At 41.2% G+C, this 17058-nt stretch carries 14 protein-coding genes and 1 riboswitch; of the genes, 7 read left to right on the plus strand and 7 right to left on the minus strand.

Annotation, left to right across the window (positions count from 1 at the left end; translation table 11 throughout):
• Positions 1 to 102 precede the first annotated feature (102 nt).
• On the plus strand, positions 103 to 1386 hold the full coding sequence (gene ligD / locus MKZ25_RS09220; RefSeq protein WP_445326879.1) for a DNA ligase D: 1284 nt from the start codon (positions 103 to 105) through the stop codon (positions 1384 to 1386).
• 52 nt (positions 1387 to 1438) lie between these two features.
• Here ligD and MKZ25_RS09225 read toward each other — a convergent pair whose 3' ends face one another.
• The 3 genes from MKZ25_RS09225 to MKZ25_RS09235 form a co-directional block, all read right to left on the minus strand.
• Positions 1439 to 1594, minus strand: coding sequence for a uroporphyrinogen-III decarboxylase (locus MKZ25_RS09225; RefSeq protein WP_340801195.1), 156 nt, complete (start codon positions 1592 to 1594; stop codon positions 1439 to 1441).
• 119 nt (positions 1595 to 1713) lie between these two features.
• Complete coding sequence (locus MKZ25_RS09230; RefSeq protein ID WP_251688012.1) at positions 1714 to 1887, minus strand: hypothetical protein; 174 nt, start codon at positions 1885 to 1887, stop codon at positions 1714 to 1716.
• A 214-nt stretch (positions 1888 to 2101) separates the two neighbouring features.
• Complete coding sequence (locus MKZ25_RS09235; RefSeq protein ID WP_340801196.1) at positions 2102 to 2995, minus strand: AraC family transcriptional regulator; 894 nt, start codon at positions 2993 to 2995, stop codon at positions 2102 to 2104.
• 229 nt (positions 2996 to 3224) lie between these two features.
• Between MKZ25_RS09235 and MKZ25_RS09240 the strand changes: the two genes are divergently transcribed.
• From MKZ25_RS09240 to metA, 4 genes are all read left to right on the plus strand, one after another.
• Positions 3225 to 3650 carry an acyl-CoA thioesterase gene (locus MKZ25_RS09240; protein WP_340718295.1) on the plus strand — a complete coding sequence of 142 codons (426 nt, stop codon included), beginning with the start codon at positions 3225 to 3227 and terminating at the stop codon, positions 3648 to 3650.
• A 120-nt stretch (positions 3651 to 3770) separates the two neighbouring features.
• Complete coding sequence (locus tag MKZ25_RS09245; protein ID WP_340801197.1) at positions 3771 to 7517, plus strand: AAA domain-containing protein; 3747 nt, start codon at positions 3771 to 3773, stop codon at positions 7515 to 7517.
• 20 nt (positions 7518 to 7537) lie between these two features.
• On the plus strand, positions 7538 to 8290 hold the full coding sequence (locus MKZ25_RS09250; protein WP_340801198.1) for a nucleoside-diphosphate sugar epimerase: 753 nt from the start codon (positions 7538 to 7540) through the stop codon (positions 8288 to 8290).
• 60 nt (positions 8291 to 8350) lie between these two features.
• Positions 8351 to 8459, plus strand: a riboswitch (SAM riboswitch).
• Positions 8460 to 8613: 154 nt separating this feature from the next.
• Positions 8614 to 9555, plus strand: coding sequence for a homoserine O-acetyltransferase MetA (gene metA, locus MKZ25_RS09255; protein ID WP_340801199.1), 942 nt, complete (start codon positions 8614 to 8616; stop codon positions 9553 to 9555).
• Between the two features lie 50 nt (positions 9556 to 9605).
• Here metA and MKZ25_RS09260 read toward each other — a convergent pair whose 3' ends face one another.
• From MKZ25_RS09260 to plsY, 4 genes are all read right to left on the minus strand, one after another.
• Positions 9606 to 10376, minus strand: coding sequence for an ABC transporter ATP-binding protein (locus MKZ25_RS09260; RefSeq protein ID WP_340801200.1), 771 nt, complete (start codon positions 10374 to 10376; stop codon positions 9606 to 9608).
• A 124-nt stretch (positions 10377 to 10500) separates the two neighbouring features.
• Positions 10501 to 11133, minus strand: a complete 633-nt coding sequence (locus MKZ25_RS09265; RefSeq protein ID WP_445326861.1) for a YczE/YyaS/YitT family protein — start codon at positions 11131 to 11133, stop codon at positions 10501 to 10503.
• A 141-nt stretch (positions 11134 to 11274) separates the two neighbouring features.
• Positions 11275 to 11565, minus strand: a complete 291-nt coding sequence (locus MKZ25_RS09270; protein WP_340801201.1) for a HesB/YadR/YfhF family protein — start codon at positions 11563 to 11565, stop codon at positions 11275 to 11277.
• A gap of 109 nt (positions 11566 to 11674) precedes the next feature.
• Positions 11675 to 12277: a glycerol-3-phosphate 1-O-acyltransferase PlsY gene (gene plsY / locus MKZ25_RS09275; RefSeq protein WP_340801202.1), complete on the minus strand. Its 603-nt coding sequence runs from the start codon at positions 12275 to 12277 to the stop codon at positions 11675 to 11677.
• A gap of 303 nt (positions 12278 to 12580) precedes the next feature.
• Here plsY and parE point away from each other — a divergent pair, with 303 nt between their 5' ends.
• Together parE and parC are read left to right on the plus strand one after the other, a co-directional pair.
• Positions 12581 to 14554, plus strand: a complete 1974-nt coding sequence (gene parE, locus MKZ25_RS09280; protein ID WP_340801203.1) for a DNA topoisomerase IV subunit B — start codon at positions 12581 to 12583, stop codon at positions 14552 to 14554.
• The gene (gene parC / locus MKZ25_RS09285) at positions 14554 to 16983 is read left to right on the plus strand and encodes a DNA topoisomerase IV subunit A (protein ID WP_340801204.1); all 2430 of its coding nucleotides are present in this window, start codon (positions 14554 to 14556) and stop codon (positions 16981 to 16983) included. Before parE ends, parC begins: the two co-directional genes overlap by 1 nt.
• Positions 16984 to 17058: the final 75 nt, after the last annotated feature.

A 17058-nucleotide genomic window follows, 5' to 3' on the forward strand; every position in this document is an offset into this window, starting at 1 on the left:
GTACGTTTTTTATTTATGTACATCACTATTATGCTTTAGATAATGTTGTCTTAAAAGGTTTAGGATAAGTTTCATTGATATATGTACATCTATTTTATGTAGATACTCGCCAAGAAGCGTAACAGCAAATGGCTGGAAGATACGAGAACGAAAAGCTGGCTGAAAATAAAAAACTGGAAGCACGTAAATGTCATTCTTACAAAATTTGACCAATCAAACGGCTTCTTTAATGGGGCAATTTATAAAGAAAATATGCTTTTGGAGATTGTATCGTTTAAACATGGTTTATCTGAAGAAGAAAGTAAAACGTTGACCACCTTTTTTAAAACAAATGGGACACTGGTGGCAAAAAGCATATTGGAAATTCCTCCTTCAATTTGTGTAACCGTTGACTGTATTGATTTTGACGGCACTAAACTGAGAGAACCGCGCTTTCATTCATTCCAGCATCATCTGGAAGCTTCAGATTGCAACTGGCAGCAGATGCATAGACAGTTAAACCCGATTCCGGAAAATGTAACAGTGACAAGTCCCGATAAACCGGTTTTTCCTGCAAGCAAAATTACAAAGGACGATTATTTATATTATTTGCAGACGGTTGCGCCATTAATGCTGCCATTTCTGCAGGACCGGCTATTGACAGTCATCCGTTATCCGCACGGGGTTCCGGGAGAAAGCTTTTACCAGAAAAACTATACCGAAAATTTGCCGGCTTTTATTAGGGCGCAGTTAGTGGACGACACGAATTTTATTTTATGTAACAATATTGAATCCCTTTTATGGTTGGGTAATCAGCTTGCATTGGAGTTTCATATTCCGTTTCAGCCGGTTACTACGGAACAGCCAACAGAAATTGTATTTGATTTGGATCCACCGTCCGTTGACGAATTTGGATTGGCGGTAAATGCCGCATTAAAGTTCAAAACAATTTTGGATTATTTCGAACTGACAAGCTTTGTCAAAACGTCAGGCGGAAAAGGTATGCAAATTTATATTCCATTGCCGCTCCACACATTTTCCTATGAAGAAACGGGTGTATTTACGGAGTTTATATGCCGATTTCTCGCACAGCAATATCCTGATTCGTTTACAATCGAGCGGATGAAAAAAAACAGAGGAAAAAGGCTGTATTTGGATTATGTCCAGCATAGGGAAGGGAAAACGATTATTGCACCGTATTCAGCGCGCGGCAATCATAATGGATTGATCGCCACACCGTTATTCTGGGAAGAAGTAAATGAAAAATTAACACCCGATCTTTTCACGATTCCAAATGTAATGAAGCGTATAGAGAGCAAAGCCAATCCATTTAGAGATTTCAGGGAAGCCGGTGAGCGACAGCCATTCGAAACTGTTCTCGATCAAATAAAGGGAAAACAAGGGTAGTCGGCAAACAGTTAAAAAAGCCTTTCGCAAGTTATGCGAAGGCTTTTTTACATTAAGAAGGATTAATCACAATTGGGGCGTCCTCATGATGGGCTTGATGACTCGGGGATAAATCATAAGCAATCAACGTGACATTTAATTTTTGTTCCAGTTTCTTAATTTCTCCGATTTTATCGCGATTCAAATCGGCAAATTTCGTTTCTTCCACAAAAATCACATCCTTTTTAAAGTATAGAGTTAGTATGAAAAGTTGTTTTATATTTATTCATGCTGCATGTTATTGGTATACCAGTGGAGACAAATTAAAAAGAGAGATAAAATTATCTCTCAAGAATTAATAGCATTATAGTTTAATGGATGAAGAATATTTGTAAATACATCTTTTTTTACTATAAAGTATGTTTTTTTATTATATGTAACCACGACTTGCCCCGGTTTAACAAACACTTTCGCAGTTTTTAAATTAGCATATGGTGCACCTAATAATTTTGAAATGTTCATGATGATTACCCCTTTTTAAGTTTCTATTTTCGTTATTCCCAAAATAATAATAGCTTTAAACTATTTCAAATAGATTTATGCTGTAAAAAGGTCTTAAGTAACAAATTCACTATACAAATATAGAAGAAAAGACCTGAGCGACCACTCAAGTCCATAAAATGACCACTTATTTATATATATGTTTCTTAGTTGCAAATTATTACACTTCAAAACTTTAGCTTTGTGTCTTAACTACCGGAATATAAATATCACAAATCTTCCCATCCTCCAACATACAACGGTCATCGTACAATTCAAAATCGTTACAACCTGGTGCGTACTCGTAACCGGACTTAGGGAACCATTCATTAAAAATGTAATTCCATGTGCCCTGTATGGCAGCTACAAAGTTTGTGGCATCAGAAGGAGGTGTTGAAAAGACAGCATACGTTGCGGGAGGTACTTCACTAACATGGTATTCGCCAGCGATTTTAGCGCCGTCTTCCGGTTCAACCCCGATCACATATTCAAATTCTCCGGTTGTCGGATCTTCCGGGAAGCAGACACCGTATTCATCGTGCTTTTTAATAAAGTTTTCCGAATGAAGTTTTTCCATTCTTCCTCCGCTCATATAGTCGTCCCAAAAAGCCGGGATTGCGGTAGAGTTTTCGCCGCCAGTTGACGTCGTTTTAATGGCATAACCAGCAAGTTTAATAGCAGGCAGTGTGACAAATTTAGGTTCCATAACAATTCCTCCAATAAAGTATTTGTACGTGCAGGCAAGGCTTGGCGGAAACGGACGATTACTGTGCGCATGCAAACGGTAAGTTCCCGGTGAACAGCCGTAATGACGCCGAAAAGCTTTACTGAATCCAGAGTGAGTTTCAAACCCATATTCTATTGAAATATCGAGAATCCTCTTGCCCGAAGAAAGTTCATGTGCGGCAAACGCAAGTCGGCGGTTCCGGACATAGTTCATCACCGAATATCCGCTACCCCATTGGAATACTCGGCTGAAATGCCATGTTGAATAGCCCGCTTGTGCAGCCAAAATATCCGGACTTATATTTTCAGTAATATTCTCGTCAATAAACTCTAAAATCATCTGTAAAGTTTCTCTTGTGTCCATTTAAATTCCCCCAGCTGTAAAGTGATTCGTACAGTAAAATCAGTATACCAAAGCACAGGTGGAAAACTGTTCCAAAATTGCTGTATTTGGAAATTAAATGCTTGCATAAATAAGCGTTCATTTGATTTGTTCAAATACTTCAAAATTTCCTATGTTTAAAGAAAATAACGAATCATTATCCTTACAACTCATTCACTTTAGCGCTATAATACCTCTAGAGGTGAAGAGAATGTTTATTTCAGAAACAACAGTAGAAGTACGTTATGCCGAGACCGATCAGATGGGGGTCGTGTATCATGCCAATTATCTAGTTTGGTGCGAAATCGGACGTACACAAATTGTGAAGGATTTAGGATTTAACTATGCAAAGCTTGAGGAAGACGGCTATTTATCGCCTGTTATGGATTTCTCGATTCAATATAAAGCGGCGATGCGCTATGGACAAACGGCTACGGTTCGCACATGGATTGAGGAACATACGAAGCTGCGCACTACATACGGCTATGAAATTTTGCATGAAGACGGTACCGTTGCAGTAACGGCGAAGTCTCAACATATTTTAGTGAAAAAGGAAAACTTCCGTCCGGTCGCTTTGAAAAAGATTGACGCGGCATGGGATGCCAAATATGCGGAAGTTGCGAAAATTCAAAGTTAATCGACATGTCCTGTTAAATTGATAACAGGGCATTTTTTCTTTAATGAACAGACGAATATTGTTATAATCATATACGTCCACACGGAACTGTATATAAAAAACTATGAGGGAGGTGTGTTCATGGCACCAAAAACAATCGCGAATATTCAAACCCGCTGTCATATTTTATTGACGAATACGGCACGTGAAGCGATGAAGGAGCATGTTCCAGATGAACACGCCTTTTTTAATTTACAGCAATATTTCATTGTCGCGATTGAAAAAGTATCGGTCGATGCAGAGCAAACGCATTTGAGCATCTTTTTCGATAATGATAAAAACGTAAAACTAAAAAACAAATTCGAAGAACGCGTCGTCATCATGGACTGTGTATTTGACCGGAAAAACGGACTTGTAGCGAAAAGCTTCCGTACACGCGGCAAAGGAACACCGGTTGTCACAAATCGCCGCGCCACAATGAAAATCCACTTTGTTGCATCCCGTATTAGCGGCCATACATACCAGGAGCCTTTCCTAAAAGCCATTGATGAACTGCCGATTGCACAGGAACGCTTTGATTATGTCAATAAGCGGATCAGCAGCTGGGAAGGCTATTTAAAAGTATTAAATAAAAATGCGGACATTGAAGATATCCATGCCCGTTTTTCAAGTGTCACGTTTGATGCCGACTTTTCTCATATGACAGTGCGCATTAACAATCTCGATAAAAAGCAGTGGAAGCAGCTGGAGGGCCTTAGTGCGCGTTTGCGCGGCTATGTCCAGGAAATCGGGGATGTTGCTAAAATCCGCCGCAATGAAAATACCGTTGAAATTGCGTTAAAACCGCATTACAGCAATCTGGCGCGGAGAAATGAGCTCCAGTTCCAATCGGAAGACATCGAATTTTCCAATGCGGCGACGAAATCACAGCTAAAACGCCTATTAAAAGGGTTTGAACGGTTAAAAGAAGGCTTGGCCGCCAATGCGAACCTCGAAACGATTTTATTCGAAGATAAACCGGTCATCGCAGAGCGCAAAAAAACGGTTCCTCTCGATTTTCATAACCGGCTGAATCAGTACCAGCAGCAGGCAGTTGAAGGGGCGATCAGTTCCGAAGATCTGTATGTCATTCAAGGTCCGCCGGGTACCGGGAAAACGACGGTCATTTCGGAAATTTGCTATCAAAATGCAAAAGCGGGTCTGAAAACACTCGTTGCTTCCCAATCGAACTTAGCTGTCGACAATGCATTAAGCCGGCTTTTATCGAACAAAGACATCCGGATTTTGCGCTACGGCCGTACAGAAAGTATTGAAGAGGAAGGGAAAAAGTTCATTGAGGAAAATGTTGCGACCTATTGGCAGGAGCAGACATTTGAAGCAATCGGCCATGAAATTTCGCTGCATGAAAGAAAAGAACAGCTGTTAACAGATGAAATCAGTGAAACACAAATTGAAATTGCAGCGCTAGAACAACAACAAAAAGAGCTTAAACTGCAAATCGAACAAAAAGAAGCGGCAAAAGCCGAACTGCATGTTTTGGCCGAAAAGATTTTGACATTAAAAAAAGAATTGACCGAATGCAAAAAAGAACTGGAAGACAATGAACGTAAACTGGAAAAACTGCAGGCAACACAAAAAACAGTAGCTGAAACCGTTGCCAATTTTGAACAGCAAGTAAAAGACGGATTGACTGTCGAGCAACTGACAGAACAAGCACAACAGTTAAAAGAAACGAGAGAAAACTACCAGCAGCAACTTACGCAAAGTCATTATAAAGCGCAACTTAAACAATTCCAGCAGCGTTTTGATGCTGTTAAAACGAAAATCGAAAAGGCCAATGAAACGTCCCAGTATGATTTGCTCGTTGATAAAATCGCCTCTTTGAAAAAAGTGTACGAAATTGAGGAGTTCATGAGTGAATACAATATTCGCCGGAACTATGCAATGGACCGTTTACTTACGGCGCTTGATCGAATTCAGCCGCAAATGGAGCAGTATAAGCCAATTAAAGATGTGAAGGAACGTCTGGAAAAGGCACTACACTACAGTGAAACGGCGTTAGGTATCCATGTGACACCGGACAGGCTGGATATGGGCCATCATTATACGCTTGAAGAGATCCAGGAATTTTTGACGAAGCTTAGTATCGCCTTTAGGGACCGTCGCGTAAACGCTCAAAACGGCACCCGCTCCATCCAGGGGATTCATTTGCGTATGCAATACATCGAACAGCTGAACAATAAATATATGGATGCGATCCGTGAAACCGTGCTTATTTTCGAAAAGCTGAAAGAGGAAATCATTCTTCAGTTTAAAGAGCAAAATGATGTGAAAGCACAGCATCTTCAGCAGCTGGAAGAAGAGGCAACAGCGGTAAAATCCCAAATGGATGCGGTCAATGAAAAAATCGATCCGTCGATTACGGTGAACCATTCAACTGATGAGCTGGAAGAACTGCTCGCAACAAATGAACTCGATCAGATGAAAACCGAAACACAGCGCCAAAACCGTGAAAAAGTGGAGCTTCAACTGAACAAAAAAGCGGAGGAACTGGCTGTCTTAAATGAACAGATTGCCCTTGGTACCGAGACTGTAGAACAGTTAACAGTTCGCTTTAAAGGGATCAACAGCGAAGGCGTTCAGCTTGAAAAACGCCGGACAGAACTCGAACAGCTGACAAAACTGAACCCTGAACAGGCGATCATTGAAGTAAATGAAAAGATTACACTTCTTACTGAAAAAATCGAGACGCTTGAAGTGAAAATCAGTTTGCTTCCGGTAACGGCAGAACTTCAAAATGAATGGCACGGTTTACTGAAAAATGCCAATGCCCATGACTTGGACGAAATCCGCAAATTGTATGTGAAACATGCCAATGTGATCGGCACAACTTGTGTTGCATCAGCAAATAAAGAGTTTATGGACAACTACCCGACATTTGATGTCGTGATTATTGATGAAGTTTCGAAAGCAACACCACCGGAACTGTTACTGCCGATGTTAAAAGGCGCAAAAATTATTTTAGTTGGGGACCATCACCAGCTGCCGCCGCTTGTAGGCGATGCGACATTTGAAGAGACATTGGAGCAAGTTGTGAAGGAAAGTACAACATTTGAAGAAAAACGGGAGCTTGAAAAGTTACTGGAAGAATCATTGTTCGAGCGTCTTTACAACAATTTGCCGCCTCAAAACAAAACGATGCTTGCACTTCAATACCGCATGCATAAAAATATTATGTCAACTATTACACCGTTTTACGAAAATGAATCCGAACAGCTGCAATGCGGGTTAGAGGATTCGGATGCCGTACGTGATCATTTCCTTGAAACATCCAAAATTACACGAAATCATCATTTGCTATGGCTCGATATTCCGAACGCCAAGCCGTATTTTGAAGAGCGTATGAAAGAAGGCTCGAGTTTATTCAATATAGCGGAGCTGGAACAGATTAAACAGCAGCTGCTTGAATTAAATGCCGCAACGGAACAGGCGAAAGCACAAGGGCTGATTCCGCAAGATGCATTAAAATCGGTTGGTGTTATTTCCTTCTACGCGGAGCAGGTGAAGCGCATCAATCGTTTAATCGAACAGGATATCAATGTACCGCATTTGCACATCCGTACAGGCTCGGTCGATAAATTCCAAGGGATGGAGATGGATGTCATTATTGTCAGCATGGTGCGGAATCATGACAATGAGCGCGGAGAAATCGGGTTTGCGAAAGATTACCGACGTTTGAATGTTGCACTGTCCCGCGCACGGGAGCTGCTCATTATGATCGGCAGTACCGAAATGTTTACAAAGCGTCCAAAAAGCGCGAAAACACGGGATATGTATGCCCATGTATTAACGACAGTAAAAGAGCAGGACGGCTATTTTGCTGTTTAGAAACAGGGGGATTGGATTGAATGGATTTACAAAATACAGTTTTACAGCTGCAGAAAGAACTCAGCCAAAACCCATCCATTGAAATCAAAAAGCAAATGCAATATGCCATTCCGATTCACACATTGGAAGTGAAATATCATCCGGTGATACGTAATGCCATGGATATTTTAATGAAGATGATGCTCATTTCATTTGAGAAAGCAAAGCTGAAAAATGTGGAGCTATTAGCCGAAATTTTATTGGTGGAACCGTTATTTATTCATGATTTGACGAATAAAATGTTACGAATGGGTATGATTGTGAAGGAACAGGAATTTGCGCTAACCGCTAAAGGGAATGCTCAGCTGGAATCGGGCATTTTTGAAGAGGAACTTGAAGAAACAAGTTATTTTATTCAATACAGTCCGATTCATGAGCAGCCATTGGAGGGCGATCTGGAGGAATTTGCGGATTTGGAAGAGTTTCCGGAGCCTTTCCCGACAATCGAAACAGAAGAGATCGAAGCGATAGAAGAAACGGTGCTCATTGATTTCATTCAACAGCAACTATCCGAACAACCCGTAGCGGAAGAGGAAGTGCCGCATTCTATTACAAGTATTGTTTCGACGGAATCGATCCAGATTAATGATATACCGGTCCTATGTTTTTTACTGTTCGATCAAAAGGAAAACAGACATTTTGTGCGGGTATACAATACATTGACACGGGTATGGGATGAACGACTGGAAACAATCTTATTCAATATAGAAAAAGAACAGCTTCAGGAAGAGTAAAATATTTTTGGAATTATTGCAAAATTACAAAGTACATGTTACACTAATGACAATTTAATAGACTTATCAAGAGAAGCGGAGGGAACTTGGCCCAATGATGCTTCAGCAACCTCTAGTCCAACTAGAAAGGTGCTACTTCCAGCAAGGTGTTGACCTTGGCAGATAAGAACGGGTAAAAGCCCCTCTCAATTCTGATTTGCTGGAGTGAGAGGGGCTTTTTATATTGTTCTGGAACGGGTCGTTTCGCTCGTAAAACAATGCAATGCCTGAACATCACAGATTATTAAAAGTTTATTGAAAAAGTTTATGAGGGGGAAAGTGGAATGCCGATTAATATTCCGAAACATTTACCGGCGGGTGAACTGCTTAGAAAAGAGAAGATTTTCGTCATGGAGGAAGACCGTGCGAAAACACAGCAAATTCGACCGTTAAATATTTTGGTATTTAATTTAATGCCTGAAAAAGAAAAAACCGAACTGCAGTTGCTGCGCTTACTCGGTAATACACCATTACAGGTAGATGTGACATTTTTAAACACGGCTACATACGAATCAAAAAATGTTTCCAAATCGCATTTAGATACATTTTACCGCACGTTTGACCAAGTAAAGCACCGTCGTTTTGATGGTCTCATTATTACGGGTGCGCCTGTAGAGAAAATGGACTTTGAAGATGTAGGCTACTGGAATGAAATTACGCATGTTATGGACTGGGCAAACGAACATGTCACTTCGATCATGTATATATGTTGGGGCGCTCAAGCTGCTCTTTATCACCATTTTGGCATCGGGAAATTCGAATTGCCGAAGAAGTGCTCCGGTGTTTATTCCCATGTGATTACGGATTTAACAGTAGATCTAGTACGTGGCTTCAGTGATGAGTATGTGGCACCGCATTCACGTCACACATCGGTTTCGATTGATGAAGTACGGGCACATCCCGACTTGCGTTTACTAAGCTATTCGGATGATGCAGGCGTGTTTATCGTGCAATCGAAAAACAATAAACACATTATGATTACAGGACATCTGGAATATGATGCAACGACATTATCGGATGAGTACTTCCGCGACATGGAGAAGGATCCGGACAATACGGACATTCCGCTCAACTATTTCCCGAATAACGACCCGCTGCAGGCACCGAAAAATGTTTGGCGTGCCCATTCGCATCTGTTGTTCTACAACTGGCTGAACTACTACGTATATCAAGAAACGCCATATGAATGGCATTACGTCGATGAAAATATTGAATATCATATTTAATGCTTATAAATGAAACGAACCAGCAAGAGATGGACTCCTGCTGGTTCGTTCTATTTGATTGCGACCCAGGCACGTTCGCGTTCGATCTGCAAACTGATTTCCCGCCCGAAGAAATCGCTTAATACTTCGTCTGTTAAAACAACTTCCCGTGCATTGGCTTCGACATTTTTTCCGTCCTTCATTAAAAGGACATGGCTAAAACAAGGCAGAATCTCTTCTACATGGTGCGTCACATAAATAAGGGTAGGGCCGTTTTCAGTTTCTGCGATCTGTTCAATCGTCTGCAGCAGATTTTCCCGTTCGATCAAGTCCAGCCCGCCACACGGCTCGTCCAATATCAGAATTTCCGGATCTGCCATAACGGCCCTTGCGATCTGTACGCGCTGCCGTTCACCTTGTGACAAATGCTCGAATGATTTATTCGCTAAATGGTCACAGTGAAAATGTTTCATAACCGAAACTGCATGATCAATTTCTTCTTCCGTCACATCATTAAACAGACGAAGGGCACCGAATTTTCCGCTGAGCACGATTTCAATCGCGTTATCCTGCCAGTTGAAGTTATCGATCATCGCATTGCTGACCCAGCCAATCCGCGTCCGCAGTTTCGGTATATATGTCTTCCCGTATGTTTCACCCAGTACCTGTACTTTACCTTCATTTGGCCAAATATAACCGTTAATGACTTTCAGCAACGTTGTTTTGCCGGAGCCGTTTAACCCTAAAATAGCCCAATGCTGTCCCTTTTGTACATGCCAGCTTAAATCATTTAAAATCTGTTTGTCATTGCGATATAAATGGATATTTTCAATATGTATCATTTAAAAACACCTCCACTTACTACTATGCACTTTTTTCCATTGTTTCGAAAGTATTTTTTGAAAATTGTAATAATTTAAATATAAAAAAAGAAAGCAAACGCATAGTGCCTGCTCTCCCCATTATTTATATAACGACACTTTCAACACCTGCTGCGCGGTGGAATAGCTTTCCGTTCCATTTGAGCGCCCATTGTACGACAGGCCCTAAGCCGAACGCCATAAATACTGTACCGACTCCAACTGGTCCGCCCAATATAAAACCTACAACAGCAACCGTTACTTCCATTGTCGTGCGTGCGCGGTTAACACTCCAGCCAAGACGATGCACCAACAGCAGCATTAACGTATCACGTGGTCCTACACCGAGGTTCGCTACCATGTACATCCCGCAGCCGAAGCCCAGCAGGACAACGCCAACAGCAAATGCCAATATTTGTTCTAACAGTGTATTCGCATCCGGTAATACAATCAAAAATATATCAATAAAAATCCCTGTCAGGAACATGTCCAAGTAAGTCCCGACTTTCGGCAATCTTTTCGTGAAAAACGTATCTACAGCCAGAATGAGCAAGCCTAAAATAATCGACCACATGCCGACCGTTAAGCCCAAGTTTTTTTGTAATCCGATATGAAGGACATCCCATGACCCGACGCCAAGTATCTGTCCTTTAATCGTCAATGCGACGCCTAATGATAAAACAATGATGCCTGCAATAAAAAATACGCAGCGCCAATAAAGTTCCTGTTTCACTTTCACATGTAATCCCTCATCAATCCTCGATATAATCCTTACTCATTATAACGATTGAATCGGCAAAAACGGATTTACAATAAATTCGAAACATTTGAACTTTTTAACCGGCAAAGTGTTCGCATGAAGAAGCGGAAAAAGGGCTCTTTATTTTTCGTATGAGTAACGTAATTCATCGGATGAATCGGCGACATCTACAACTAAATGATGTTCATTAAAAAACCATTCATCGGATTTTTCGATATAGAAATGAACATCTTCCACTACCGTTTCGATGCCTATTTCATGGGGCTGCTCGCGTGTCATTCCCAACGAAAACCCTTCATGAAAAGGTGAAGAACCTCCATATCGTGCGTAAAAGCGAATAAAATCACCTTTTTCTACTTCCATTTCTTGTTTAAACCAATTAAGTGCTTTTTCTGATAATCTGATTTCCATATATTTCACCTCTACTGCCATTATGCAGTAAATGAAAAAAACTTACAAAGCTTGCGTTCTAAATTGCAAGTACAAAAAAGACTGAAAGGAAGCCCCTTCAGTCAATTGTTTAAAATCCTTTAATTTTCGGTTCAGTACCGGCTTTAATCCGCTTAATATTTTCACGGTGCCGGTAAAAAATAAAGCCTGCCAGAACGACAACTAAAATGAACAATGCATATTCACCTGTCACCATCCAATGAACAATTACATAAATAACGGCCGCAGCGGATACAATCATAGAAGACAAGCTGACCATCTTCGTTAACTTTAAGGCGATGACAAATACAATAATTAAAATTAAAAATAACGGTAAATTATAGCCTAAAATTACGCCACCGCTTGTAGCAACCGCTTTTCCGCCGCGGAAACTAGCGAAAATCGGGAACATATGGCCAGCAGCCGCGATGACACCCAAAATTAAAGGGTGGACCGTACTGTCTGCGAAAAAAGGCAGTAACGGGAGCAAAACCGCAGCCGTCCCTTTTAATATATCAATGAGCAGAACGGCGATGCCCGGTTTTTTGCCTAATACTCTAAATGTATTGGTTGTTCCCAAATTGCCGCTGCCTTGTTGTCGAATATCCGTTTTGTAAAAAATTTTGCCAATCCACAAAGCTGATGGAATGGAACCGATTAAATAAGCACAAATAATAATTAACGCGTTGATCAAGTGTTGTGCTCCTTTCGAATTCAGAATTACTACTTGGTACTAATAGTATGTATTGAATATTTTACAATGTTTTTTAATAGAAGGAAAGAGGTATTATTTTTTCACCCAATGCAAAAAATAGGGAAAAAGTTACAATTTACTGTTCACTGTTATAGGATATACTTTTAAACGTTCGTTTTTGATGATACAATTAATCTTTGCAAAGCCTAAATCCGTACCTTTAAACATTGACATCATGCATATTTGAGCGTACGATTAGGTAGTAAATAGAACGTTTGTTTGTATTTTTGGAGGGGATTACATTTGGTAAAAAACCAAACCGGTATTTCGTATAATGAAGATGCCATTCAAGTATTAGAAGGTTTAGAAGCCGTACGCAAAAGACCAGGGATGTATATTGGTTCTACAGATAGTCGAGGTCTTCACCACTTAGTGTATGAAATTGTAGACAATGCAGTGGATGAAGCGCTTGCTGGATATGGACATCATATCATCGTGAAGATTCATGAAGATAACAGTATTAGCGTGCGTGACCATGGTCGTGGTATGCCAACAGGTATGCATAAAATGGGCAAACCAACCCCGGAAATTATTTTCACCGTCCTTCATGCAGGCGGAAAGTTTGGACAAGGCGGCTATAAAACAAGTGGTGGTTTACATGGTGTAGGTTCATCAGTTGTAAACGCCTTATCAACATTTTTGGAAGTAACAATTTACCGTGACGGCCAAATTTACCGCCAGCGCTTTGAAAAGGGCGGAAAGCCTGCTACATCGCTTGATTTGATCGGAAAAACGAAGGAAACAGGAACTCTTGTACATTTCCTGCCAGATCCATCGATTTTTTCTGTCGTTAAATATAATTATGATACTTTGGCAGAGCGCTTACGCGAATCTGCGTTTTTATTAAAAGGATTAAAAATTGAACTGATCGATGAACGCGGAGAAGGACAGCATGAAATTTTCCATTATGAAAGCGGTATTGAAGCATTCGTCACATACTTAAACGAAGAAAAAGATGTATTGCATCCGGTTAAATATGTAGAAGGTACCATTCAGGAAATTGAAGTGGAGTTCGCGCTGCAATTTAATGACGGCTATTCCGAAACCATTTTGTCGTTCGTTAACAATGTCCGTACACGGGATGGCGGTACGCACGAAACGGGTGCGAAAACGGCTTTAACACGTGTATTCAATGAATATGCCCGCAAAATTGGATTACTGAAAGAAAAAGATAAAAATCTGGAAGGCACTGATATTCGTGAAGGCCTGACAGCAATTGTTTCTGTACGTATTCCTGAAAATCTGCTGCAATTTGAAGGGCAGACAAAAGGGAAGCTTGGTACATCTGAAGCACGCGCTGCTGTTGATACCGTTGTTTCAGAGCAATTAATGTATGTACTAGAAGAAAACGCCGAGCTGTCGGCTTCATTAGTGCGTAAAGCCATTCGTGCCCAACAAGTTCGTGAAGCTGCACGTAAAGCACGTGATGATGCCCGCAACGGGAAAAAGAAAAAATCGAGTACGCTTCTGTCGGGTAAGCTGACACCTGCACAGTCAAAAAATGCTTCAAGAAATGAATTATACCTAGTAGAGGGTGATTCGGCTGGCGGTTCAGCGAAGCAAGGCCGTGACCGTACATTCCAGGCGATTTTGCCGTTGCGCGGTAAAGTAATCAATACCGAAAAGGCCAAGCTGCAGGACATTATGAAAAACGAAGAAATCGCGACGATTATCCATACGATCGGTGCCGGTGTCGGAGCTGATTTTTCGGTGCAGGATGCCGCTTACGATAAAGTGGTCATCATGACCGATGCCGATACAGATGGTGCCCATATTCAAGTGTTATTGCTGACATTCTTCTACCGTTATATGCGTCCGCTCATCGAAGCAGGGAAAGTGTATATCGCGTTGCCGCCTCTTTATAAAGTATCGAAAGGGTCCGGCAAAAAGCAGGAGCTTATGTATGCCTGGACTGAACAGGAGCTGAGTGCCGCAACGAAAAAAATCGGCAAAGGCTATATTATTCAGCGCTACAAAGGGTTAGGTGAGATGAATGCCGACCAGCTTTGGGATACAACGATGAATCCGGAAACACGTACATTAATCCGCGTAAAAATTGAAGATGGTGCCCGTGCAGAACGTCGTATTACAACATTGATGGGCGATAAAGTAGAGCCCCGCCGTAAATGGATTGAATCAAACGTCAACTTCGGCATGGAAGAGGATGCAAGCATTTTAGAAAATGAATTCATCCAGCATGAGGAGGTTAACGAATAATGAGTTTTGTTGAAAAATTTCAAGATCTGCCATTAGAAGAAGTAATGGGTGACCGTTTTGGTCGCTATTCCAAATATATTATTCAAGACCGTGCATTACCGGATACACGTGACGGGCTAAAACCTGTACAGCGTCGTATATTATATGCGATGTTCCATGAAGGTAATACGTTTGATAAACCGTTCCGTAAATCAGCAAAAACGGTCGGAAATGTAATCGGTAACTACCACCCGCACGGAGATTCTTCGGTATACGATGCGATGGTCCGTATGAGCCAGGACTGGAAAAGTCGTCAAATGCTTGTCGAAATGCATGGTAACAACGGTTCTGTCGATGGAGACCCGCCGGCCGCAATGCGTTACACAGAAGCGCGACTTTCAGCAATTGCCGCAGAACTATTACGTGATATAAACAAAAATACAGTTGAATTCGTACCAAACTTCGATGATCAGGATATGGAACCAACTGTATTGCCATCTCGTTTCCCGAATTTATTAGTCAACGGCGCAACAGGGATTTCGGCCGGTTATGCGACGGATATTCCGCCACATAATCTGCAGGAAGCACTTGATGCGGTTTTAATGCGTCTTGACAACAAAAACTGTACAGTCGATGAACTGATGACCGTTATTAAAGGTCCCGATTTTCCTACAGGCGGAATTATTCAAGGTATTGACGGCATAAAAAAAGCGTACGAAACAGGTAAAGGGAAAATCATTGTCCGTTCACGTACAGAAATTGAACAGTTAAAAGGCAATAAAGAGCAGATTATCATTTCCGAAATCCCGTTTGAAGTAAATAAGGCCAACATGATTCGTAAAATGGACGAGCTGCGCGTAAATGACCGCCGTTTAGATGGTATTTCCGAAATTCGCGATGAATCGGACCGTGATGGTTTACGAATTGTTGTCGAACTGAAAAAAGATGTGCCTGCACAGGGGATATTAAACTTCTTATTAAAATCGACGGATTTGCAAGTTTCATATAACTTCAATATGATTGCGATTCATAACCGTCGTCCAATGATGATGACATTGCCGCTCATGTTGGATGCGTACATTGATCACCAGAAGGAAATTGTGCGACGCCGATCCCAATATGACTTAACAAAAGCAGAAGATCGCTTACATATCGTTGAAGGTCTTATGAAAGCCTTGTCCATTTTAGATGAAGTGATTGAAACCATCCGTGCATCGAAAGATAAACGCGATGCGAAAAATAACATTATGGAAAAATTCGGCTTTACGGAAGAACAGGCAGAAGCGATTGTCAGCCTTCAACTTTACCGTTTGACGAATACCGATATTACGCAACTGCAAAAAGAGCAAGATGAATTACATGAGCTTGTTGTGAAACTGAAAGCCATTTTAGAGGACGAGAAGAAGTTGATCCGTGTTATTAAGTCCGAATTGAATGACATTAAAAAACGCTTTACATTACCTCGCCTTTCTACAATTGAAGCTGAAATCGAAGAAATTAAAGTAACGCGTGATGTATTGGTGCCAAGTGAGGAAGTTGTCGTAACCGTGACAAAAGACGGCTATGTAAAACGTACAAGTCTGCGTTCACACAGTGCATCCAACGGCAAGGATTTTGCGATGAAAGATTCCGATTACTTACTGTATGAAGCGAACTTGAATACGCAGCATCATTTACTTCTGTTTACGAACAAAGGGCACTACATTTACCAGCCGGTACATGAATTGCCGGATATTCGCTGGAAAGATCTAGGGCAGCACATTTCAAGTATTGTGCCGATTGACCCAAATGAAGAAATTATCGAAGTCATCGGTATTGAAACATTCGAACAACCGGATACGTATGTATTCACCGCTACAAAAGAGGGGCAAATCAAGCGTTCGGCACTTGCCGATTATATCGTCACTCGTTATTCGAAACCGATTAAGACAATGAATTTAAAAGGTGCAGACGAGATGATTTTTGCGCGTCTTGTTACGGATAAGGAAGAAGTATTGCTTTCTACGAACACAAGCTATACAATCCGTTTCCCTATGGAAGATCTTCCGGTCACAGGGGTAAAAACAGCAGGCGTTAAAGGAATTATTGTTAAAGAGGGCGAGTATCTTGCGGCGGTTGCATTGTTAAATCCCGAGAAGGAACAGGAACTCGTTATCGTCACACAGCGCGGTGCCGTTAAACGAATGCTGTTATCGGAACTGGAACTGGGCAACCGTGCAAAACGCGGTGTCGTTATTTTAAAAGAGTTAAAATCGAACCCGCACCGTATTTATACAATTTTAGTTGTCAACTTTAGAAATACAATTACAATCGAGACCGACAAAGGCATACAGGAAACGATTTCAGTGACATCCTTAACGAGGGCGGACCGTTATTCAAATGGTTCACTACGGATTGATACAGAAGGCGATGGAGCAATCTGCCGCGCCTATGTTGAAAAGACGGAGTAGGGATTCATGTATAATAGCCGAATTCAAAACATATGATAAAAGTAATTCATTGACATGAAAGGCATACTTTCATAC

Origin of the sequence: Solibacillus sp. FSL W7-1464 (genome assembly GCF_038004425.1) — a bacterium.
Classification (GTDB): domain Bacteria; phylum Bacillota; class Bacilli; order Bacillales_A; family Planococcaceae; genus Solibacillus.